The organism is Nocardia wallacei (genome assembly GCF_029869545.1).
Classification (GTDB): Bacteria; Actinomycetota; Actinomycetes; order Mycobacteriales; family Mycobacteriaceae; genus Nocardia; species Nocardia wallacei_A.
Genome location: NZ_JARWQD010000374.1, coordinates 23,378 through 44,389, shown reverse-complemented (window position 1 = coordinate 44,389; position 21,012 = coordinate 23,378). Strand labels below are relative to the sequence as shown.

Annotated in this window: 22 protein-coding genes; 3 read left to right on the top strand and 19 right to left on the bottom strand. The window is 68.9% G+C overall.

Annotated features, from left to right (window positions below; genetic code table 11):
* Positions 1-76: 76 nt before the first annotated feature.
* The gene (locus tag QH290_RS34860; RefSeq protein ID WP_280269435.1) at positions 77-331 is read left to right on the top strand and encodes an SHOCT domain-containing protein; all 255 of its coding nucleotides are present in this window, start codon (positions 77-79) and stop codon (positions 329-331) included.
* Positions 332-373: 42 nt separating this feature from the next.
* On the opposite strand, the gene QH290_RS34855 is transcribed toward QH290_RS34860, so the two are convergent.
* From QH290_RS34855 to ftsH, 18 genes are all read right to left on the bottom strand, one after another.
* Positions 374-1,150 carry a phytanoyl-CoA dioxygenase family protein gene (locus QH290_RS34855; protein WP_280269436.1) on the bottom strand — a complete coding sequence of 259 codons (777 nt, stop codon included), beginning with the start codon at positions 1,148-1,150 and terminating at the stop codon, positions 374-376.
* Between the two features lie 172 nt (positions 1,151-1,322).
* Entirely contained in the window at positions 1,323-3,869 is a 2,547-nt protein-coding gene (locus tag QH290_RS34850; protein WP_280269437.1) for an ATP-dependent Clp protease ATP-binding subunit, read from the bottom strand.
* A gap of 289 nt (positions 3,870-4,158) precedes the next feature.
* On the bottom strand, positions 4,159-4,782 hold the full coding sequence (locus QH290_RS34845; RefSeq protein WP_280269438.1) for an FHA domain-containing protein: 624 nt from the start codon (positions 4,780-4,782) through the stop codon (positions 4,159-4,161).
* Positions 4,783-5,010: 228 nt separating this feature from the next.
* Positions 5,011-5,376 carry a histone-like nucleoid-structuring protein Lsr2 gene (locus QH290_RS34840; protein WP_280269439.1) on the bottom strand — a complete coding sequence of 122 codons (366 nt, stop codon included), beginning with the start codon at positions 5,374-5,376 and terminating at the stop codon, positions 5,011-5,013.
* Positions 5,377-5,490: 114 nt separating this feature from the next.
* Complete coding sequence (lysS, locus tag QH290_RS34835) at positions 5,491-6,957, bottom strand: lysine--tRNA ligase (RefSeq protein WP_280269440.1); 1,467 nt, start codon at positions 6,955-6,957, stop codon at positions 5,491-5,493.
* Positions 6,958-7,245: 288 nt separating this feature from the next.
* A complete protein-coding gene (locus QH290_RS34830; RefSeq protein ID WP_280269466.1) occupies positions 7,246-7,668 on the bottom strand; it encodes a rhodanese-like domain-containing protein in 423 nt (140 codons plus the stop codon).
* A gap of 5 nt (positions 7,669-7,673) precedes the next feature.
* Entirely contained in the window at positions 7,674-8,312 is a 639-nt protein-coding gene (locus tag QH290_RS34825; protein WP_280269441.1) for a cupin domain-containing protein, read from the bottom strand.
* 185 nt (positions 8,313-8,497) lie between these two features.
* Positions 8,498-9,289: a type III pantothenate kinase gene (locus tag QH290_RS34820; protein WP_280387600.1), complete on the bottom strand. Its 792-nt coding sequence runs from the start codon at positions 9,287-9,289 to the stop codon at positions 8,498-8,500.
* Between the two features lie 8 nt (positions 9,290-9,297).
* Entirely contained in the window at positions 9,298-9,717 is a 420-nt protein-coding gene (gene panD / locus QH290_RS34815) for an aspartate 1-decarboxylase (protein ID WP_280269443.1), read from the bottom strand.
* A 12-nt stretch (positions 9,718-9,729) separates the two neighbouring features.
* Positions 9,730-10,713: a pantoate--beta-alanine ligase gene (panC, locus tag QH290_RS34810; RefSeq protein ID WP_280387598.1), complete on the bottom strand. Its 984-nt coding sequence runs from the start codon at positions 10,711-10,713 to the stop codon at positions 9,730-9,732.
* 87 nt (positions 10,714-10,800) lie between these two features.
* A complete protein-coding gene (locus QH290_RS34805) occupies positions 10,801-11,775 on the bottom strand; it encodes a Rossmann-like and DUF2520 domain-containing protein (RefSeq protein WP_280387596.1) in 975 nt (324 codons plus the stop codon).
* A gap of 165 nt (positions 11,776-11,940) precedes the next feature.
* Positions 11,941-12,765, bottom strand: a complete 825-nt coding sequence (locus tag QH290_RS34800; protein WP_280387594.1) for a DUF6779 domain-containing protein — start codon at positions 12,763-12,765, stop codon at positions 11,941-11,943.
* 142 nt (positions 12,766-12,907) lie between these two features.
* Positions 12,908-13,378 carry a DUF3180 domain-containing protein gene (locus QH290_RS34795; protein ID WP_280269468.1) on the bottom strand — a complete coding sequence of 157 codons (471 nt, stop codon included), beginning with the start codon at positions 13,376-13,378 and terminating at the stop codon, positions 12,908-12,910.
* Between the two features lie 5 nt (positions 13,379-13,383).
* Positions 13,384-13,935 carry a 2-amino-4-hydroxy-6-hydroxymethyldihydropteridine diphosphokinase gene (gene folK, locus QH290_RS34790; protein WP_280387592.1) on the bottom strand — a complete coding sequence of 184 codons (552 nt, stop codon included), beginning with the start codon at positions 13,933-13,935 and terminating at the stop codon, positions 13,384-13,386.
* Positions 13,932-14,306: a dihydroneopterin aldolase gene (folB, locus tag QH290_RS34785; protein ID WP_280269447.1), complete on the bottom strand. Its 375-nt coding sequence runs from the start codon at positions 14,304-14,306 to the stop codon at positions 13,932-13,934. The genes folK and folB overlap by 4 nt, the downstream gene beginning before the upstream one ends.
* Complete coding sequence (folP, locus tag QH290_RS34780) at positions 14,303-15,148, bottom strand: dihydropteroate synthase (protein WP_425303688.1); 846 nt, start codon at positions 15,146-15,148, stop codon at positions 14,303-14,305. Before folP ends, folB begins: the two co-directional genes overlap by 4 nt.
* A gap of 69 nt (positions 15,149-15,217) precedes the next feature.
* A complete protein-coding gene (gene folE, locus QH290_RS34775) occupies positions 15,218-15,841 on the bottom strand; it encodes a GTP cyclohydrolase I FolE (RefSeq protein WP_280387626.1) in 624 nt (207 codons plus the stop codon).
* A gap of 176 nt (positions 15,842-16,017) precedes the next feature.
* On the bottom strand, positions 16,018-18,420 hold the full coding sequence (ftsH, locus tag QH290_RS34770) for an ATP-dependent zinc metalloprotease FtsH (protein ID WP_280387590.1): 2,403 nt from the start codon (positions 18,418-18,420) through the stop codon (positions 16,018-16,020).
* A gap of 318 nt (positions 18,421-18,738) precedes the next feature.
* On the opposite strand from ftsH, the gene QH290_RS34765 reads away from it, so the two are divergent.
* Positions 18,739-19,659 (top strand): hypothetical protein, encoded by a 921-nt coding sequence (locus QH290_RS34765; protein WP_280269449.1) that lies wholly within the window; start codon positions 18,739-18,741, stop codon positions 19,657-19,659.
* A 173-nt stretch (positions 19,660-19,832) separates the two neighbouring features.
* Here QH290_RS34765 and QH290_RS34760 read toward each other — a convergent pair whose 3' ends face one another.
* Positions 19,833-20,657, bottom strand: a complete 825-nt coding sequence (locus tag QH290_RS34760; protein WP_280269450.1) for a DUF1266 domain-containing protein — start codon at positions 20,655-20,657, stop codon at positions 19,833-19,835.
* A gap of 114 nt (positions 20,658-20,771) precedes the next feature.
* Here QH290_RS34760 and QH290_RS34755 point away from each other — a divergent pair, with 114 nt between their 5' ends.
* Positions 20,772-21,005 (top strand): DUF2277 domain-containing protein, encoded by a 234-nt coding sequence (locus QH290_RS34755; RefSeq protein ID WP_280269451.1) that lies wholly within the window; start codon positions 20,772-20,774, stop codon positions 21,003-21,005.
* Positions 21,006-21,012: the final 7 nt, after the last annotated feature.

Genomic DNA, 21,012 nt, shown 5'->3' with positions numbered 1-21,012 from the left:
CTACGCACGCAGACGTATGCCGTTTGTCGCTCGCGCGCCGATGTCAGCGGCGGCGATTCGGAACAGGCTGGGAGCCATGAACATCTACGCGAGTCCCGAGACCATGTCCTTCCTGGCAGACCACTACAACGACGGCTGGCACCCGTGGCCGTTCTTCTGGATCTTCCCCGTCATGTTCTGGCTGGCCGTGATCGCCTTCGTGTTCGTCTCCCGGCGGGCCCGGTGGCGCGACCGCGGCGTCGGCACCCTGCGGTCGGCGTTCGCGCGCGGCGAGATCGATGAGGACCAGTACCTGACCAGGCTGGAGGTGCTGCGCCGGACCCGGCGATAGACCGCACGAGCGCCGTCTCATATCCGTACCGCGCCGACTGGATCACCCGTTCCTGAGCCCGCGCCGAATCGCCTGTTCCACAGGCGAATACGCGCCGTCCGGGCGCTCCAGCAGGCACGGTTCGCGCAGCAGCAGCGGCGGCTGGGCCATGAATTTCGGGCGGCCGGTGCGGTTGGGCTGGGCGGCGTGGACGAGGAAAGGGTGGCACAGGTAGACATCCCCGGCGGCGCCGGTGGCCGTCGCCTCGGGGAGGTCTGCCGTGGCCGCATACGTGTCGGTCAGCTCAGCCATCGCGACGCCCGGTTCGCCGTAGGGCTCCAGGACGCGCGGCAGGCGTAGATGCGATCCGACGCGGATCCGGGTCGGTGCGTCGTCCTCGTCCACATCGGAGAAGAGGAACAGCATCAGCAGCGCCCGCCCCCGTGACCACAGGTTGAGCCGCCAGGTCAGGAAGTTCGCCGGATCGTCGCCTTCGAAACTCGCGTCGACATGCCAGCCGTCGTCACCGGGCTCGGCACCGCTGGGGAATCGGACCGGGAAGGTCCCCAGGCTCCCCCGCGGCCACCATCGCCCGGGCCCGACCAGCTGATCGAAGGCATCCCGCAGCGCCGGGGTGTTCACCGCCTGCCGGAACGGCGGCTCCGCGTGGTCGCCGAGACGGAGCACCGGCTGCGTCCACGTCGACGGATCGTCCGGATCGCATCCCGTCGCCCGCCACAGGATCTCCCGCCCGGCATCGGCCACCGTGCGGGGGAACGCCCCCTCGAGCTTCACGAACCCGTCCGCTACGAACGCCTCGACCTGTTCGTCGGTAAGCATGCGGTCCTTTCGTCGTCGATCGGATCGACGATGCATCACCCGCCCATGCTGCCGCCACCGAATTTCGCGGTCCGCGCGCCATCGCCCGCCACGGCTACCTACACCCCGCGGAATTGCAAAAGCCCCGCTCACCCCGGGCGAACCCGGGTGAAGCGGGGCTTTGCAGGTGGACTTACTCCCCGGACGCCGCCGCGGACTCACCGGCCAGCACCTCGACCGGCTCCTTCTCCTCCTCGACCGGCTTCGGCGGCTTGGCCCTACCGGTGAAGGTGAACTTGGCGTCCTCGCCGGCACCCTCGCCGTCCCAGTTCTCGACGTCGACCTCGACGATCTGACCCGCGCCCAGCTCGCCGAACAGGATTTTCTCCGACAGCTGGTCCTCGATCTCGCGCTGGATGGTCCGGCGCAGCGGGCGAGCACCCAGCACCGGGTCGAAGCCGCGCTTGGCGAGCAGGCTCTTGGCCCGGTCGGTCAGCTCCATCTCCATGTCCTTGTTCTTCAGCTGCACGCCGACGCGGCCGATCATCAGATCCACCATTTCCACGATCTGCTCGGTGGTGAGCTGGTGGAACACGATCACGTCGTCGATGCGGTTGAGGAACTCGGGCCGGAAGTGCTTCTTCAGCTCGTCGTTGACCTTGAGCTTCATCCGCTCGTAGTTCGAGCCCTCGCTGTTGGACTGGGTGAAGCCCAGACCCACGGCCTTGGAGATATCCGAGGTGCCGAGGTTCGAGGTGAAGATCAGCACGGTGTTCTTGAAGTCGACCGTGCGACCCTGGCCGTCGGTGAGGCGGCCGTCCTCGAGGACCTGCAGCAGGGTGTTGTAGATCTCCTGGTGGGCCTTCTCGATCTCGTCGAACAGCACGACCGAGAACGGCTTGCGGCGCACCTTCTCGGTGAGCTGGCCGCCCTCCTCGTAGCCGACGTAGCCCGGAGGGGCACCGAACAGCCGCGAGGCGGTGAAGCGGTCGTGGAACTCGCCCATGTCGATCTGGATGAGCGCGTCGTCGTCGCCGAACAGGAAGTTCGCCAGCGCCTTGGACAGCTCGGTCTTACCGACACCGGACGGACCGGCGAAGATGAACGAACCGGACGGACGCTTCGGATCCTTCAGGCCCGCACGCGTGCGGCGGATGGCCTTCGACACGGCCTTGACCGCGTCCTCCTGGCCGATGATCCGCTTGTGCAGCTCGTCCTCCATGCGGAGCAGACGGGTGGTCTCCTCCTCGGTGAGCTTGAACACCGGGATACCGGTCCAGTTGGCCAGCACCTCCGCGATCTGCTCGTCGTCGACCTCGGCCACGACGTCCAGATCGCCGGAACGCCACTGCTTCTCGCGCTCGGCGCGCTTGGCGACGAGCTGCTTCTCCTTGTCGCGCAGGCGCGCGGCCTTCTCGAAGTCCTGCGCGTCGATCGCGCTTTCCTTCTCCCGGCGGGCGTCGGCGATCTTGTCGTCGAACTCGCGCAGGTCCGGCGGTGCGGTCATGCGACGGATGCGCATGCGCGCACCGGCCTCGTCGATCAGGTCGATCGCCTTGTCCGGCAGGAACCGGTCGTTGATGTAGCGATCGGCCAGCGTCGCGGCCGCGACCAGCGCACCGTCGGTGATCGAGACGCGGTGGTGCGCCTCGTACCGGTCGCGCAGGCCCTTGAGGATGTTGATGGTGTGCTCGACCGTCGGCTCGCCCACCTGCACCGGCTGGAAGCGGCGCTCCAGCGCGGCGTCCTTCTCGATGTACTTGCGGTACTCGTCGAGGGTGGTGGCGCCGATGGTCTGCAGCTCACCGCGGGCCAGCTTCGGCTTGAGGATGGAGGCCGCGTCGATCGCGCCCTCGGCGGCGCCCGCCCCGACCAGCGTGTGCAGCTCGTCGATGAACAGGATGATGTCGCCGCGGGTGTTGATCTCCTTGAGCACCTTCTTCAGACGCTCCTCGAAATCACCGCGGTAGCGGCTGCCCGCGACCAGGGAACCCAGGTCGAGGGTGTAGAGCTGCTTGTCCTTGAGCGTCTCGGGGACCTCGCCGTTGACGATGGCCTGCGCCAGGCCCTCGACCACGGCGGTCTTACCGACGCCGGGCTCGCCGATCAGCACCGGGTTGTTCTTGGTGCGGCGGCTGAGCACCTGCATGACGCGCTCGATCTCCTTCGAGCGGCCGATGACCGGGTCGAGCTTGCCCTCGAGCGCGGCCTGCGTCAGGTTGCGGCCGAACTGGTCGAGCACCAGCGAGGTGGACGGGGTGCCCGACTCGCCGCGGGCGCCGGACTCCACCGGCTCCTTGCCCTGGTAGCCCGACAGCAACTGGATGACCTGCTGCCGCACCCGGTTGAGGTCGGCGCCCAGCTTCACCAGCACCTGCGCCGCAACGCCCTCACCCTCGCGGATCAGGCCGAGCAGGATGTGCTCGGTGCCGATGTAGTTGTGGCCGAGCTGCAGCGCCTCGCGCAGCGACAGCTCCAGCACCTTCTTGGCGCGCGGGGTGAACGGAATGTGCCCCGACGGCGCCTGCTGTCCCTGGCCGATGATCTCCTCGACCTGCGAACGCACACCCTCCAGCGAAATGCCCAGGGACTCCAGGGACTTCGCCGCGACACCTTCACCCTCGTGAATCAGGCCCAGCAGGATGTGCTCGGTGCCGATGTAGTTGTGGTTGAGCATCCTGGCTTCTTCCTGGGCCAGGACAACGACCCGCCGAGCGCGGTCGGTGAACCTCTCGAACATCGCTCCCTCACTTCCTGCTCCGCTTTCTACGGCTAACCGGCGCTTCAGTCGACTGAGCGTCAGCCTGCCATGAAGCCCTGGGGTCACATCCCCCGCCTCCACTCTAGTTGGCGGGGGTCACGGCCGTCGTCCGTCCACCCTATTGCGAACCGGCGACAACACGAGTCATTCAGTCATAACGCGACCGTTGCCGAGAACGTTTCGCCAGGACGTACGCCCACAGCGAACAGGGCGTTTGCCTACCCACCGGTGGGAGGCGCGGCCAGGTACGACCAGGTCGGGCGCGAGACTACAGGTCGCGCTCGGAGATGATGCCGCTCTGCAGGGCCAGCATCGCCAGCCGGACGCGCTTCTGGTTCTGCGGCAGATTCTCGACGCCGAACTTGGCGAACAGCGTGCGCATGTGGGTCTTGATCGCGTCCACGCTCAGGTACAGCTCGTCGGCGATCTGCTGATTCGGCGCCGGGGTGGCGAATCCGGCGTTGTTCTTATAGGGGCGGCACAGCGCGATGAGCACCGACAGCTGGGTCTCGGTCAGCGACCGCAGCGTGGGCAGCGATCCGGTGGAGGTGCGGGTGGCATCGTCGGCGACACCGGTGAAATCGTGGAACGACAGCAGCGAGGTGCCCACCCGGATCCGGTCGCCGGGCGCCAGCCGCCGCCGGCCCACCAGCCGCTCCCCGTTGACGAAGGTGCCGTTGCGCGACAGCCCGTCGTCCACGATCGTCCAGTGCGCGCCCAGATACTCCAGCGACGCGTGCAGCCGCGACACCTCGGCATCCCAGGACAGGGTCAGATCGGCCTGCTGCGAACGCCCTATCGTGACGCGTTCGCGTTCGGGAGAAAGAACCAACTCCTGACGGTGCCCCGTCTCGTCGTTGAATCTCAGGAACGATCCTTGAAATCCGGTCACTGCGCCGGTCCCTCAACTCTCCACTCAGCCAGTGACGTCGCTCGCACGTTTCCATGGTGCCGCGCCGCCCCCACCCGAGCAAGATCATGCCGCACGCGTCCGGCGAGAAACATCGGCCATCGGTTATGTGGAATTGATATGAAATACCGCTGCCGTCCGGACGGCGCACGATTCCTCCGGACGGCAGCGGTGAAAGCAACAACGAGTAGCCGTGCCCTGATGCCAGGACTAGTTGCTACGACCCACTTCCTTGTTGTATGCCTCGGTAATGTCGGCGGAGATACGACCGCGCGCGGAGACCTTGTGACCCTTACGCCGCGCCCATTCGCGAATTGCCGCGCTCTGTTCACGATCCATCGACACCCGACTCTTGGTCGCACCCGCCGTCGCACCCGCAGGCTTGCTACGCCGCCGGCCACTTACCCGGCGCGCGTTGGAGACCCACTGGTCCAATCCGTCCCGCAACTTTGCCGCATTTGCCGCGGACAAGTCGATCTCGTACGACACACCGTCGATCGCAAACTCGATGGTCTCGTCCGCGATGGACTCACCGTCGACATCGTCGATCAGGCTAACGGTGACCTTCTTTGCCATGAGATGAACGTCCTCTCGAAATCGTGCGACCCGCATACCAGGCCGATGCCCGAGTTGAGAATACCTCGAATTGCGAGATTTCCAAGACGAGACTTCGGCATTCAATCCGGCCACTCAGCGAGCGGCCGGACGCACAATTGGGAACAGTATCGTTTCCCGGATTCCCAGCCCGGTCAACGCCATCAGCAACCGATCGATTCCCATACCGGTGCCGGTTGTCGGCGGCATACCGTGTTCCATCGCGGCGAGGAAGTCCTCGTCGAGCCGCATGGCCTCATCGTCGCCCGCCGCCGCCAATCTCGCTTGATCGATGAACCGCTCCCGCTGAATCACGGGATCCACCAGTTCGGAATAGCCCGTGGCCAACTCGAAGCCGCGGACATACAGATCCCACTTCTCCGTCACGCCCGGCTTGCTGCGATGCTGTCTGGTCAGCGGGGACGTCTCGACCGGGAAGTCGCGCACGAAAGTCGGCGCGTACAGCTTGTCGCCGTAGGTGTGTTCCCACAGTTCCTCGACCAGTTTGCCGTGACCGTAGCCCTTGTCCTGGGGAATTTCCAGGCCGACCCGATCGGCCAGCGCCAGTAATTCCGGTACGGTCGTTTCGGGTGTGACCGCAACACCGAGGGAGTCCGAGAGCGAGGGGTACATCTCCACCGTGTTCCACTCGCCGCCCAGATCGTATTCGGTACCGTCGGCCAGCGTCACAACCTGAGTGCCGAAGACTTCCTGCGCCACCTCCTGAACCAATTCCCGCATCATCCGCGCGGAATCGTCGTAGGTGCCGTAGGCCTCGTAGGTTTCCAGCATCGCGAACTCCGGCGAATGCGTGGAGTCGGCGCCCTCGTTCCGGAAGTTGCGGTTGACCTCGAAAACCCTCTCGATGCCGCCGACCACGCAGCGCTTGAGGAACAGCTCCGGCGCGATGCGCAGGTAGAGGTCCATATCGAGGGCATTGGAGTGGGTGACGAACGGCCGCGCGGCCGCACCGCCGTGCAGGGTCTGCAGCATCGGGGTCTCGACCTCCAGAAAACCCCTGCGCTCCAACGCATTCCGCAGCGCACGCACCACCGCGACCCGGGTGCGCGCCATTTCCCGGGCCTCCGGGCGAACGATCAGGTCGACGTAGCGCTGGCGCACCCGCGACTCCTCGCTCAGCTCCTTGTGCGCCACCGGGAGCGGCCGCAACGACTTCGCGGCCATCGACCAGGAATCGGCCATGACGCTCAATTCGCCGGTGCGGGAGGAGATCACCTCACCGTGCACGAAAACGAAGTCGCCGAGGTCCACATCCGCCTTCCAGGCGGCCAGCGCGTCCGCACCGACGCCGTTCAGGCTGATCATCGCCTGCAGCTTGGTGCCGTCGCCCTCCTGCAGCGTCGCAAAACACAGCTTGCCGGTATTACGCATGAATATGACGCGTCCGGCGACGCCGACCTGCTGCCCCGTGGCGGTGTCGGCCGCCAGGTCCGGATAGGCGGCCCGAATTTCTGCCAGGGTGTGCGTGCGGGGCACCACCACCGGATAGGCCTCGCCGCCCTGTTCGAGCAGCCGCTCCCGCTTCTCCCGGCGAATCCGCATCTGCTCGGGAACGTCGACTTCCGCTGCGGCAGGACGGGATTGCCCCGGGGGTACCGAACCCGCGGAGCTACCGGACGAAGGGGTGTTCGGGGTGCTCACAACGATCCACCCTAGCGTGCGCCGGAAATCGTTTTGCGCGCTGCCCGAGCACGCCCCCGCAGTAACGAATCGGCATCGATTCGAGCTCGGAACACGAGCCCGGCAACCGCCGCCCGGGAATTGTGACGTAACGGACAGTCGATCGAAATACGCTGAGTCGCGCCGCAATTCGAGCGCAATCGGCGAGAATTACAGCGAGGCGAGCGCGGTCACCTCGCGGGCGATGTGCGGGGCGCCCGCGGCCACCGACAGCAACCCGGCCGCCTTCACCGCCTGATACCCGCCCACCAGATCGGTGGCACGGTGCAATCCCAGCTGCTGCAGCGAGGCCGCCGCCAGGCTGGAGGTGTAGCCCTCCGAGCAGACCACGATCCATTCCACGTCGTGGTCGGTGGCCAGGGCCAGCCGCGCGGAACTGCCCGGGTCGAGGCGCCATTCCAGGACATTGCGCTCGATCACCAGCGCACCGGGCAGCGTCCCCTCCTTCACCCGCTGCGCCTGCGGCCGGATGTCGACCAGGAGCGCGCCCCGGGCGACCGCCTCCGGCAATTCGAACGCGTAGATCCGCCGCAGCTCGGCCCGCGCGTTCTCCAGCATCTGATCGATCGTCAGGTGGGTCATTTCACGTCGCCTTCGGGCTGGTCGGTGAGGACGGTCCGGGAGCGGCGCAGGGTGCCGTGGCCGGTGACCTCGTAATAGGACATGGCGGTGAGCGGTGGTGAATAGGCGTGCACGGACAGCGTCGGATTCGACGGTTCGGCCGGGCCCGCGAGGTGGTCGGGCGCGCGGACCACGTCGTGCACCCAGCCGAGCGGGAACGACGCCTGATCCCCGGCCGACAGCGTGCGCTGACGCAATTCCTTTCCGTTCCAACGGAATTCCGACAGCGCGCCGCTGAGCACGGTGAGCGCGCCCAGCGATCCGGCGTGATCGTGCAGCTCGGTGGAGCGATCGGGCACCCAGCTGATCAGCCAGACATCGACCTCGTCGTCGGCGAGCAGCCGGACCGCCCAGCGGTTGTCGGCGGGCCAGGTGCCGTTCGCCGGTAACAGGTGGTCGTAGCGGCCCGCCAGCACGTCCTCGGCGCCCTCGTCGGTCAAGCGCAGCAGGTCGGCCGGTCGCAGCTGGGTGGGCAGGGCCGAGGCCACGGGGCGCTCGGTGATCTCGGCGCCGAGCCGGACCCCGGAAGTCGGCGCGACACCGGAATGCGCGGGCACACGGGTACGTGCGGGAGAGGAAACTGCAGAGGAACGCATGAGCGAAGCTCCAGGAGAAGTGGGGATGGTCGGGGAATGCGAAGCCCCGACATCAGCCGAGGCGAATCAGCCTCGACAACACTCCTGGTTGCTCACGCGGTAAGACACGAGCGGAAGTTTAGCAGTGTGCGCTCCCGGCGCAAGCATCGTGTTGGGTTCCCCACATGCCGGGAACGGGGTGGGCGCTACTTGCGCCGCTGGAGGTTGCGTTCGAAGACCACACGCAGGCCGTCGAGGGTCAGGTGTGGCTCGTGGCGTTCGATGGTTTCGGACTCGGGGACGATGAGGGGCGCCGTCTGGCCGGTCGCCACCACGACGACGTCGTCGACCGCGAAGGCGTCGTTCTCGTCGCGAATGCGGTCGATCAGGCCGTCGACGAGACCGGCGAACCCGAAGACCGCGCCGGACTGGATGCATTCCATGCTGTTCTTGCCCACCACCGAGCGCGGCCGCGCGAGCTCGGCCCGCCGCAGCGCGGTGCGCTCCACGATCGCCTCGGTCGCGATCTCCACGCCGGGCGCGATGACGCCGCCGAGGAACTCCCCCTTCGCCGACACCAGGTCCACGCAGATGGCGGTGCCGAAGTCGACCACGATGGCGGGCGACTGGAAGCGGTGGTAGGCGGCCAGACAGTTGACGATGCGGTCGGCGCCCACCTCCTTCGGGTTGTCCACCAGCAGCGGAATTCCCGTGCGCACGCCGGGTTCGACCAGCACGTGCGGCACGTGACTCCAGTACCGGCCGAGCATCTCGCGCAGTTCGCGCAGCACCGGCGGCACGGTCGACAGCGCCGCGACCCCGATCACCTGGTCGGCCCGGTCGCCGATCAGCCCGCGCACCTGCATGGCGAACTCGTCGGCGGTCAGCAGCGGATTGGTGTGCACACGCCAGGTCTGCCCGAGTTTCGCGTGCTCGCCGCTGCCGGAGAACAGGCCGATCTCGATGCTGGTGTTGCGGACGTCGATCGTCAGCAGCATCCGAGGCCCTACGCGGGTGTCAGCGTGCGCGGCGAGGACAGCCCCGACCCGGCGGGTGCGTGTGCCGGATCCGAGCCCAGCTCCACCCGGCGGTTGCGCTCGTCGACGAACACCACCCGCGGCGCGTACTCGCGCAGCTCGGCCTCGTCCATCATGGCGTAGGCGATCAGGATCACCAGATCGCCCGGATGCACCAGATGGGCTGCGGCGCCGTTGATCCCGATGACGCCGGAGCCGCGCTCACCCGCGATCACATAGGTCTCGAGCCGGGCGCCGTTGTCGATGTCGACGATGCAGACCTGTTCACCCTCGAGCAGATCGGCGGCATCCATCAGATCCGGGTCGACGGTCACGGAGCCGACGTAATGCAGGTCGGCATGGGTCACCGTGGCGCGGTGGATCTTCGATTTCATCATGGTGCGCAGCATGGTCGGCCTTTCCTACCGATTCGCCTGGGCAGGCTGGGTTTCGGGGGTGGTGGGGTGGCCGTCGATCGGGGTTGCGACCGACAGGGCCACGTTGTCGATGAGGCGGGTGGCGCCGAGGCGGGCGGCGACCAGCAGGCGGGCATTGCCGCTCCAGGCTGAATCCGCTTTCGCCGCAGCAGGATTCACGTCGGGGATCGGCCCCAGATCCGACCGGCGTAACTCGAGGTAGTCGACGTCGATATCGGCGGCCGTGTCCAGGACCGCCCGCGCCGCGGCCAGTACCGCGTCCGGCCCCATGCCTCCGGCATGGCGGCCCGCCGCCAGCGCCGCCGAGAGCGTGGTGGCGAGTTCGCGCTGCGCCGGGTCCAGGTACCGGTTGCGTGAGGACATGGCCAGGCCGTCGGCCTCGCGAACGGTGGCCACGGGGACGATCCTCACGTCGAAGTTCAGGTCCCGCACCAGCTGCCGGATCAGCGTCAGCTGCTGATAGTCCTTCTCGCCGAAGAACGCCTCGTGCGGGCGGGCGATCTGCAGCAACTTCGCGACGACGGTCAGCACGCCGGCGAAATGCGTCGGGCGGAAGGCACCCTCGAGCTCCGCGCCGAGCGGACCCGGGTGCACCGAGGTGCGGGGCCCGTCGGGGTACATCTCGGCGGCGCTGGGCGCGAACACCAGCTCGACGCCCTCGCCGCGCAACAACTCCACGTCGGCATCCAGCGTGCGCGGGTATTTGTCCAGGTCCTCACCGGCCCCGAACTGCAAGGGGTTCACGAAGATCGACACGATCACGACCTGATTGGTGCGCTTGGCCTGGCGCACCAGTTCCAGGTGACCTTCGTGCAGCGCGCCCATGGTGGGCACCAGCGCGACCTTGCGCCCGGCCGAACGCAGCGCGTTCGAGACGGCGGTCAGCGTGGCGGGATCGTGCACGACGGTCAGCTGCCCCGGGGTGTACGAGGTCCGCAACGCCCGCTGGCGCGATATCGAATCGGACATCAGCATCGCTCCTCTGCTCGGGCGTGGCGCGCTCGGATCGTGGCGCTCCGCAGTTCCTGGCAACGACACTCGCGGCGTGCTATCCGGCTAGGCATCGCCGCCGCCTTCGGGTCGGCCGTTCGCGCGGTCGCCCCGGCCGTTCGCGCCCGCCAGCAGGTCGATCAGCGCGGGGTTGGTCCGGGCCAGCTCGGCGGTGCGCAGGGACATGGCCCGGTATCCGGCGGCCAGCCGGTCGTCGGCCGCCGCGAGCGCGTCGAGGTGGGCGGCCACCGCCTCGGCGTCGCCCCGCGCCACCGGACCGGTCAGCGCCGCGGGGCCGCGCCGCAGCGCATTGTCCAGCGCGGCCCAGGCCAGCGGGGCCAGCATGCGTTCGGCCAGCCCGTTCGGCTGGTCGTCGACGAGTTGCTGGCCGAGCAGCCCCGGCCCGGACAGCGCGGTCCGCAGCGCGGCGACGGCGTCGACGATCAGCGTGACCAGGTGGTTGCTGCCGTGTGCCAATGCGGCGTGATACAGCGTGCGGTGCTCCTCGGGCACCCGCACCGGTTCGCCGCCCATCTCGATCACCAGCGACTGCGCGATGGCGTAGCCGACCTCGTCGGCCGCGGTGATTCCGAAGCAGGCGTTGCCGAGCCGGGTGACGTCCTCGTCGTGGCCGGTGAAGGTCATCGCCGGATGAACGGCCAGCGGGCGGGCGCCGCGCTCGGCCAGCGGCGCCAGCACCGCGATGCCGTTCGCGCCGGAGGTGTGCACGGCGATCGTGCCGGGCCGCACCGCCCGCGCGGCCGCCAGACCGGCCACCAGGCCCGCCAGTTCGCTGTCGGGTACCGCCAGGACCAGCAGCTCGCTGCGGGCGGCCACCTGCTCGGCGGGCAGGATCTGCGAATCCGGCAGCCGCGTCCGCGCGCGCCGCACCGAATCGTCCGAGATCGCGGAGACACCGAACACCACATGTCCGGCGCGCTCCAACGCCGCGCCGAACGCCGAACCCACGCGTCCCGCCGAGACGATTCCCACCGTCAGCCGTGCGGGCGCCGGATCACTCCCTGAGGCACTGCGGTCCATATCGGACCGCGCAGAATCAGAGGTCACCATTGTCCTCTCGAAAGTCGTTCCAGTCCCGCCCCGCGGGTACCAGACGTATCGAAACCGAGGATAAGCCGCGCCACCCGCCACGGACAGAGCCGGGCCCGGTGATGTTGCCCACCGCTGCCCCGGCGCGGTCGGACGTCAGCCCTGCTCCGAGCGGAGGTTGGCCATGATCTCCGCGACCGACAGCTGACGACCGGGGTAGGCATCGCCGTCGGACTCGGCCCGGCGACGGCGACGCGGACCGGCGGTCCCCACGGACACCGGGGCGGGGGTGGGCGACAGGCGCGCCCCGGCGATCGGCTCGGTGCGGCGGTCGGGCTGCGCGTACTGCTGTTCCGCGTATTCGAACGGCTCCGGATCGGCCTCGATATCGTCCGTCTTTGCGAATTCGGCGGACACCACGGCGGTTTCGGCGGTCACCGGATCGTCGTCGGGGGTGGCGAAGATCGGTGGTTCGGGGTGGTCGGGTTCGAAGACCGGGCGCATCGAGGCACGGGGCACCATCGGCGAACTCCAGGCATCCCAGGTGTCGGTTTCCGATGAGCTACCGTTCGCCGACGCCTCCGGGAGCTCCTGCACGCGGACGGCGTCGGCGCGCAGGGCCGGTCTGTCCACCGGCAGCTCGCCGTCGAACAGCCGCTGCAGGCTTTCGCGCAGCACCGCCAGCTCGGCGCGCAGCGCGGCCATCTCGGCGGCGTCGGCGCCCACCTCCTCGCGGACTCGCGCCTCCACACCCATCTCGTACTCGCGCCGGGCCGCGATTTCGCGCTCCAGCTGCAGCTCGTACACCGTCTGCAGATCGCGCGCCTTGGCCTGATCCATCGCCGACTCCCGGCGATATCGGGTGGCGGCCAGCGCACCGATCACCGCCGCCCACAGCGCCGCGACCAGTCCTATGCGGATCAGTTGCACGCTGTTGCTGAAGATCAGGAAAACGCTGGCAATCAGACCGAGCAGAATCACGACACCGACGAACAATTTTCCCGCGTCTCCCCGCCGTCGACGGGAAGTACTGCTACGGGAGGGTGAAACCATGCCCGCCAGGGTAGCTCGGATGGCGGGCTCCGGGTGCCAGGTCGGCCGGTGATTCCGAGCTGAAAGTTTGCTAAGAGGTTGCCGGTTCGTCGGGCGGGTCATGCGGTGCGCGACAGCAATACTCCAGCCACAGCGCCGCCGCGACCAACAGCAGGCCCGCCACCAGGCCCACGATCGCCCCCGGGGTATCCGCGGCCGCCGCACGCAGCGTGGACCGCTGCGGGAAGATCCAGATCAGGAAGCCCAGCCAGACACCGGCCGCCAGCGAACCCACCTGTGCCGACGCCTTGGCCAGCGCGACCGCGCGGGCGGCGGTGATCGGATGCAGCTGTTTGGGGCCGTCGCCGATGCGCCGATCGCCGACCCGGGCCCGAATCATGAAGGCCAGCACCGCCTCCAGCGCGGCCACCGGGTACAGCGACGCACCGGCGATCACGCTGATCGGCGGGAAGCTGGAGTAGGCGTACCGGGTGGCCACCCAGGCTACGGCGGCCGCGATCAGCACGTTCGCGGCCAGGTCGAGCAGCCGCGTCGGCTTCATGACGTTCATGAGTGTTCCCGCTCGGATGCGGCCGGGCGCAGCGGCAGGTCGGTGCGGCGCACCCCGTCCCGCTCGCCGGAGTCCAACTCGGACAGCAGTTCCCGCACCGGGCGCGGCACCCCGTCCACCTCGAGCACGGCGTCGGGTTCCACCTCGAGCCACGGCACCAGCACGAAGGCGCGGCGGTGCGCCTGGGGGTGCGGCAGGATCAGCGCCGGGTCGGTGCTGTGGACCGCCCGCACACTTCCGTCGCGACGCTCCCCGCACCAGACCACATCGACGTCGAGAGTCCTTGCGCCCCACCGCACCTCGCGTACCCGACCGGCCGCCTGCTCCAATTCCTGCCCGCGCCGCAACCACTCCCACGGTCCGGCGTCCGGATCGTCCACCAGCACAATCGCGTTCAGGTAGTCCTCCTGTGGCACCGGGCCCCACGGCGGCGTCGTGTACACCGACGACACCGCTACCAGATGCGGCGCGAATGCCTCGGTCACACTGCGCAGATGCGCCGCCCGGTCCCCCAGATTCGACCCGATCGACAGCACGGCGCGGCTCATGCCTCCACCTCGCGGCTGCGCGTCGCGACCGCTCGGACATCGGCGAAGGTGTGCGGGATCGGCGCCGACGGTTTGTGCACCACGACCTCGGCGGCGGCGACGCGGGGATCGGTCATCACGTCGTCGGCGATCTCGGACACCACGGTCTCGATCAGGTTGCGCGGTTCGCCCTCCACGATCGCGACCGCGCGACCGGCCAGTGCGCCGTAATCGACGGTGTCACCGAGTTCGTCGGATGCCGCGGCCGCCGTGAAATCCAGCCACAGGGTGATGTCGACGACGAACTCCTGGCCGTCGCGGCGCTCGAAGTCGAAGCAGCCGTGGTGGCCGTAGGCACGCAGTCCGCGCAGCTCGATGCGGTCGGAACTCACCGCGCTCCCCCCTCGCGTCGTTCGGCGGCGGCTCGTTGCCAGGCGTCGGTCACGGCGATCGCGTCCAGCGAGGAGCGCACGTCGTGCACCCGCACGCCCCACGCGCCGTGCAGGGCCGCCAGCGCCGAGATCGTGGCCGTCGCCACCTCGCGGCCGTCGGGCGGGCGCGGGGTGGGCGCCGCGCTGCCGTCGCCGGGGTCGGCCAGCAGCGCGCCGAGGAACCGCTTGCGGGAGGCGCCGACCAGCACCGGCAGACCCTGTGCGGTCAGCTCCGGCAGGGCGCCCAGCAGGGCCCAGTCGTGGGCGGCGTTCTTGGCGAAGCCGAGACCGGGGTCGAGCACCAGCCGGCTCGGGTGCACGCCCGCGGACATGGCGAGATCCACCTGGATCGACAGCTCCTCGAGCACCTCGCGGACGACATCGTCGTAGTGCTCGGCGGGGCCGGTGTGCCGGTAGTCCGCGGCCGCGCGCCAGTGCATGAGAATCCACGGAATCTCCGCCGCCGCAACCACCTTCACCATATCCGGGTCGGCCCGGCCGCCCGAGACGTCGTTGACCACCGACACCCCCGCCGCGGCGGCCGCCTCGGCGACGCTCGCCCGCATGGTGTCCACGCTCGTCGGCACCCCCGCCGCCACCAGACCCCGGATCACCGGAACCACCCGGTCCGCCTCGATCCGCGGGTCGATGCGGACCGCACCCGGCCGGGTCGATTCACCGCCCACGTCGATGATGTCCGCGCCGGTCTCGTACAACCGGACGCCGTGCGCGATCGCCAGGTCCGGATCCAGATAGCGCCCGCCGTCGGAGAACGAGTCGCTGGTGACGTTGACGACACCCATCACCACGCAGGAACGCCCCCCGCGCGGCACGGGCAGCTGCGTCAGTCCGGACACGGCACGCTCACTCACTCACTTCCTCAGGATCAGATCGAGTGCCTCCGCGCGCGAGGACGCGCTGGTCTGCAGCAGGCCGCGCACGGCGGAGGTGGTGGTGCTGGCGCCGGGCTTGCGGATGCCGCGCATCGCCATGCACAGATGTTCGGCCTCGACGACCACGATCGCGCCGCGCGGATCCAGCTTGCGCATCACCGCATCGGCGATCTGGCTGGTCAGCCGTTCCTGCACCTGCGGCCGCTTGGCGTACAGGTCCACCAGCCGGGCCAGCTTCGACAGCCCGGTGACCCGCCCGTGCGGCCCCGGGATGTATCCGACGTGCGCGACTCCGTGGAACGACACCAGGTGGTGTTCGCACGTGGAGTAGAGCGGGATGTCGCGCACCAGCACGAGTTCCTGATGGCCCTCGTCGAAGGTGGTGTTGAGCACCGAATCGGGCTCGACGTACAGGCCCGCGAACATCTCCCGGTAGGCGCGCGCGACGCGGGCCGGGGTGTCGGCCAGGCCCGGGCGGTCGGGATCCTCACCGACCGCTAGCAGCAGTTCCCGCACGGCCGCCTCGGCGCGGTCCTGGTCGAACGGGCGGCCGGTGTCCAGGGCGACCGGGCTCAGCGGGGACTCGTAGTCCTCCGTGACCACGGACGACGCGTCGGATTCGGCAACGGCACGATTGTTGACCGACACTCGAGGACACCTCCACAACTCAAGTCATCATCGCGCCCGGCCGTGCGGGGCGCAGCCCTCTAGCCTCGAACGCGATCCGGGGTACCGGCAATTCCTCGGCACCCCGTATGCCGAGCCTAATCACAGGCCGATCAGTGCCGTCCGTTCGGTCCGTCCCAGTCGCCGCTCTCGCCCTCGCCGTTGGGCCTGCCGTACCCCGAACCCTCCGGATCGCCCGGCTGGTTCCATCCGGGACGGCCGTAGCGCTGGCCGCCGGCCGGCGCCCAACCGCCCTGGCCCTGCGCGCCACCCTGGCCCTGCGGGCCGTACCCCGGCGCGCCCGGTCCCGGCTGCCGCCCGGACTGCTCCTCCTGCGGCGGCCAGCCCGGTGCCGACCACCCGGCCGGGGCGCCGTAGTCGGGGCGCGAACCGTGCGTGCCGCCGCCCTGGCGCGGATACGCGGGCCCGCCGGACGGCTGCGGGTAGCCGCTCGGCTGCGGCGCCGGATGCCCGTATCCCGGCTGCTGGCCCTGCGTACCGGGCTCCGGCGGATAGCCGTTGGCCGGAACCGGTTGCGCGGCGGCCCTTCTGACCGCCTCCTCCTGCTCGTCCGGCCACGGCTCGCCGCGCTCGGCGGCCAGCTCGCGCGGGGTCTTCACCGGCGGCCGGTCCGAGGGCACGCGGTTGCCGAAGTCGTTGAACGCGGTGATCTGCGGCCGCTTGTCGACGGTGGACAGCACCTCCTCGAGGTCCTTGCGGTGCAGCGTCTCGCGTTCGAGCAGTGCGGTCGCCAGCGAGTCCAGCTCGTCGCGGTAGTCGTTGAGGATCGCCCACGCCTCGGTGTGCGCGGCCTCGATCAGGTTGCGCACCTCCTCGTCGATCTCGCGGGCGACCTCGTGCGAGTAGTCCGGGCTGGTGCCCATCGTGCGGCCCAGGAACGGATCGCCCTGCTCCTGGCCGTAGCGCACCGCGCCCAGCCGCGCGCTCATGCCGTATTCGGTCACCATGGCGCGGGCGATCTTGGTGGCCTGGTCGATATCGGAGGACGCGCCCGTGGTGGGCTCGTGGAACACCAGCTCCTCGGCCGCTCGGCCGCCCATCGCCATCACCAGCCGGGAGATCATCTCCGAGCGGGTCATCAGGCCCTTGTCGTCCTCGGGCACGGTCATGGCGTGGCCGCCGGTGCGGCCGCGGGCCAGGATCGTCACCTTGTAGACCGGCTCGATATCGGGCATCGCCCAGGCGGCCAGGGCGTGCCCGCCCTCGTGGTACGCGGTGATCTTCTTCTCGTGCTCGCTGATGATGCGGCTCTTGCGGCGCGGGCCGCCGATCACGCGGTCGACCGATTCCTCCAGCGAGGGGCCGGTGATCACGTTGCCGTGCTCGCGCGCGGTGAGCAGCGCCGCCTCGTTGATGACGTTGGCCAGGTCGGCGCCGGACATGCCGACGGTGCGCTTGGCCAGCCCGTCCAGGTCGGCGTCGGGAGCGATCGGCTTGCCCTGCGAATGCACGCGCAGGATGGCGCGCCGACCGGCGAGATCCGGATTGCTGACCGGGATCTGGCGGTCGAACCGGCCCGGGCGCAGCAGCGCCGGATCCAGGATGTCGGGGCGGTTGGTGGCTGCGATGATGATCACACCGGTGCGGTCGCCGAAGCCGTCCATCTCGACCAGCAGCTGATTCAGCGTCTGCTCGCGCTCGTCGTGGCCGCCGCCGAGGCCCGCGCCGCGCTGGCGGCCGACCGCGTCGATCTCGTCGACGAAGATGATGCAGGGGCTGTTCTGCTTGGCCTGGTCGAACAGGTCGCGCACGCGCGACGCGCCGACACCGACGAACATCTCCACGAAATCCGAACCGGAAATGGTGAAGAACGGCACACCCGCCTCACCGGCCACGGCCCGGGCCAGCAGCGTCTTACCGGTGCCGGGCGGGCCGTAGAGCAGCACGCCCTTGGGGATCTTGGCGCCCAGCGCCTGGTAGCGGGCCGGATTCTGGAGGAAGTCCTTGATCTCGTACAGCTCTTCGACGGCCTCGTCGGCACCGGCCACGTCCGCGAATGTGGTCTTGGGCATGTCCTTGGACAGCTGTTTGGCCTTGGACTTGCCGAAGCCCATCATGCCGCCGCGGCCACCGCCCTGCATGCGGGCCATCACGAACACGAACAGGCCGAGCAGGATCACCATCGGCAGCACGAACAGCAATATCTGCGTGAACCAGCTGTCCTGCTTGACCGAGGTGTTGTAGGGCGCGCCCGAGTCCTGCACATCCTTGAGGACCTGCGCGGAGACCTCGCTGCCGCCCGGGTACTTGGCGATGATCTGGGTCTGGCCGCTGGTCGCATCGTTGCCCTTGTTCAGGGTGATGCGCAGCTGCTGTTCCTTGTCATCGATCTGGACCTGCTTGACGTTGGCCTTGTCCTGCAGCTGGGTGAGCGCCACCGACGTATCGACGTTCTTCCAGCCGCGCGTGTCGTTGCTGAAGTAGCTGACCAGATAGATCACGAGCAGGATGCCCGCGACTATGGCCAGGTTGCGAAACACTGTCTTGCGGTTCATAGAGCGTCGGCCGGCGGGCCAGTCCTTTCCGGTAATTCCGGTGCGTGCCTACGATGCGTCGAGCGTTGCCGTAACCATTCCGAATCCCGGCCGGGTCCGGCGGAACGGATGCGGACAAGCCACGTTACCGCGTACGGTCTACTCGATACATCGCGCAGTTCGGCAGCTGATGCAGTTCAAGTGGTAAACGGTCGGAGAACGCAGGTGGTTCCCGGCCTCCCGGGCCCGACACCGGTGGGTGTCTACCCGAGTGGCAACAATCATGGCATGCACGTCCTATTGTGAGCGACGACACAACATTGAGCGAGCGCAGGGGGTATGGACATAGTCGAGCTACGGACACCCACAGCGATTCTGCGTCACGGCGGCGGGCGCCTGCAGGTGCTGCGCCCCGGCGGGACCGACGGCGAGCGCGTGCTCGACGTGCCGATCTCCGATCTGCTCAAGGTCCGGCTGAACCGGCGCACCGACGACGCCGTCGTCATCGAGATCTACCTGCGGTACCCCACGTCGCTGCTGACCGGCATTCCCGCCGACCGCACCCCCCTCCCGGTGCTGATCGCGGAGCACGACGTACCGGCCGCCACCGTGATCGTGGAGCGGATCAACGCCCAGATCGTGGCGACCCAGCGCATCGATATGTCCATGCCCGATCTCACCCCGCCCGCCCCCGCCTGGGGCAAATCGGGCCCGTCCAGGGCCGATGTGGACCGGGCCGTGCGCCGGATGGCGCCGCGCCGCGAGGCCCGCTCGGCGATCACGGCCCTGCACCGGCTGGTCACGCCGGAGGAGTTCGCGCTGGAGGCCGCGCTGGTCAGTGCCGAGCCGCCGACCGGGCGCGGGCGCGGGCTGCTGGCCGTCACCACGGGGCGGATGCTGTTCGTCTCCGTCGGCTCGGCCGCCCGCTACGCCTATGAGATGCCCGTCGCCGCGCTGCTGTCCGCGCGGCTGACCGACGACTCCGGCACCACCGGCGAATACGGCGTCGACGTCACCGACGGCAATGTGACGCTGCACTTCACCGGCGTCGACCGGGCCGACACCGACCGGGTCGTCGGTGCGCTCACCTTCGCCATCCAGCGCGAATCCGCCGACGGCGCCGTCGCACCGCCGGATCCCGGTGTGTCGCAGCTGTATTCGGAGTGGGAACTGCTGGTCGAGCGGCATTCCCTCGGCATGGTCGACGACGCCCAGTTCCAGCGCTACGGCCGCGGCATCCTCCGCTCCCTGCCGGACTGAGCCGTCCCGGCCAAAAGCATGCCGGGAACGAAGGCAGCATGCCGGAAACGAAGGCAGCGCGCCGGAAACGAAGGCAGCATGCCCGGAACGAAGGAAGCGGGCCCGGAAATGCGGGCCGGGCGCCGGGTTCCAACGCGGCGCCCTGCTCATTTCCGGCGTGCTTTTGGCCGGAATCACTCGGTGGGCTGCAGCGTGATGCGGCGCCACGGGCTCGTGGGCCGCATCCACAGGCGCACCAGTTCCAGGCGCCTGTCCACCCCGCCGGACTTGAGTTCGGCGAGGTCCTCGCAGGCCTGCCAGTAGGTCCAGCCGGTCAGGAACGAATCGCCGAACTGGCGCCAGTTGCGGTAGCGCCGCTGCGCGGGTGCCAGCGCCCGCATCACGTAGTCCCAGGCCACCTCGGCGTCGAGGTAGCCCGCCGTGAACGCCATCCGCGCCACCGCCACCACCCGCGCCAGATCCCACGCCTCGATATCGGCGGGCAGCGGCTCCACCAGATGGTCGATGAGACCGAGCTTGATCGCCTGCGACCAGATGTCGTAGTCGCGCACCAGCGCCTCGGGATTGTCCATGCCGCGGAAGGACCCGACCTGCCGCAGGAAGGCCCGGTGCCGGTCGGCGCGCTCGCCGAACCGGTCGCGCTCGGGGGAATTGATCGCGGTGGTCACCAGCGGATGCACCAGCGCGTACAGGGGGGCGTGCATGCCGTCGAGCAGCTGCTCCATCGACGCCATCGCCTCGGTGCCGTCGGTGATACCCCAGGCGCCGGTCAGGGTGTCGATGGCCAGCTCGCGCCGGTCGCCCATCGGATGCTCGCGCTCGGGGCCCAGCAGTAACGCATCGTGGAAGGCGTCCCAGCGCGCCGAGTAGAACGCGCCCAGCGACAGCGCGCGCAGCTCGTCGTCGGAGACCTGCGCACCGGACCAGTGATCCTCCTCGCGCCGGTCCAGATCCTCGTAGGGGAAGGTGGTCAGCGTCGGCACGTCGCGGGCAGCCATGCCTCCGATTGTGTCCCATGGAACCTGGGCCGTGTCGAATTGCCCGGCACACAATTTTCACAGCTGTAGATTGTTGCGCTGCCACGGGCCGGAACCGAGGGCTAATCTCTGGCCATGAGTAGAAACATCACCGTCCTGCGTGGGCTCGAACCTCCCGCGACCGAGCAGGAAATCTACGCGGCCGCACAGGAATACGTGCGCAAGGTCGGTGGTGTGTCCGGCCTGTCGTCCACCACGAAACCCGCCTTCGACAAGGCGGTCGCGGCCATCGCCGCGGCGACCACCACGCTGCTGGCGGAACTACCGACCCACGGCCTGCCGCCGACCACCGACTCGCCCCTGCGCTAGCGCCCGG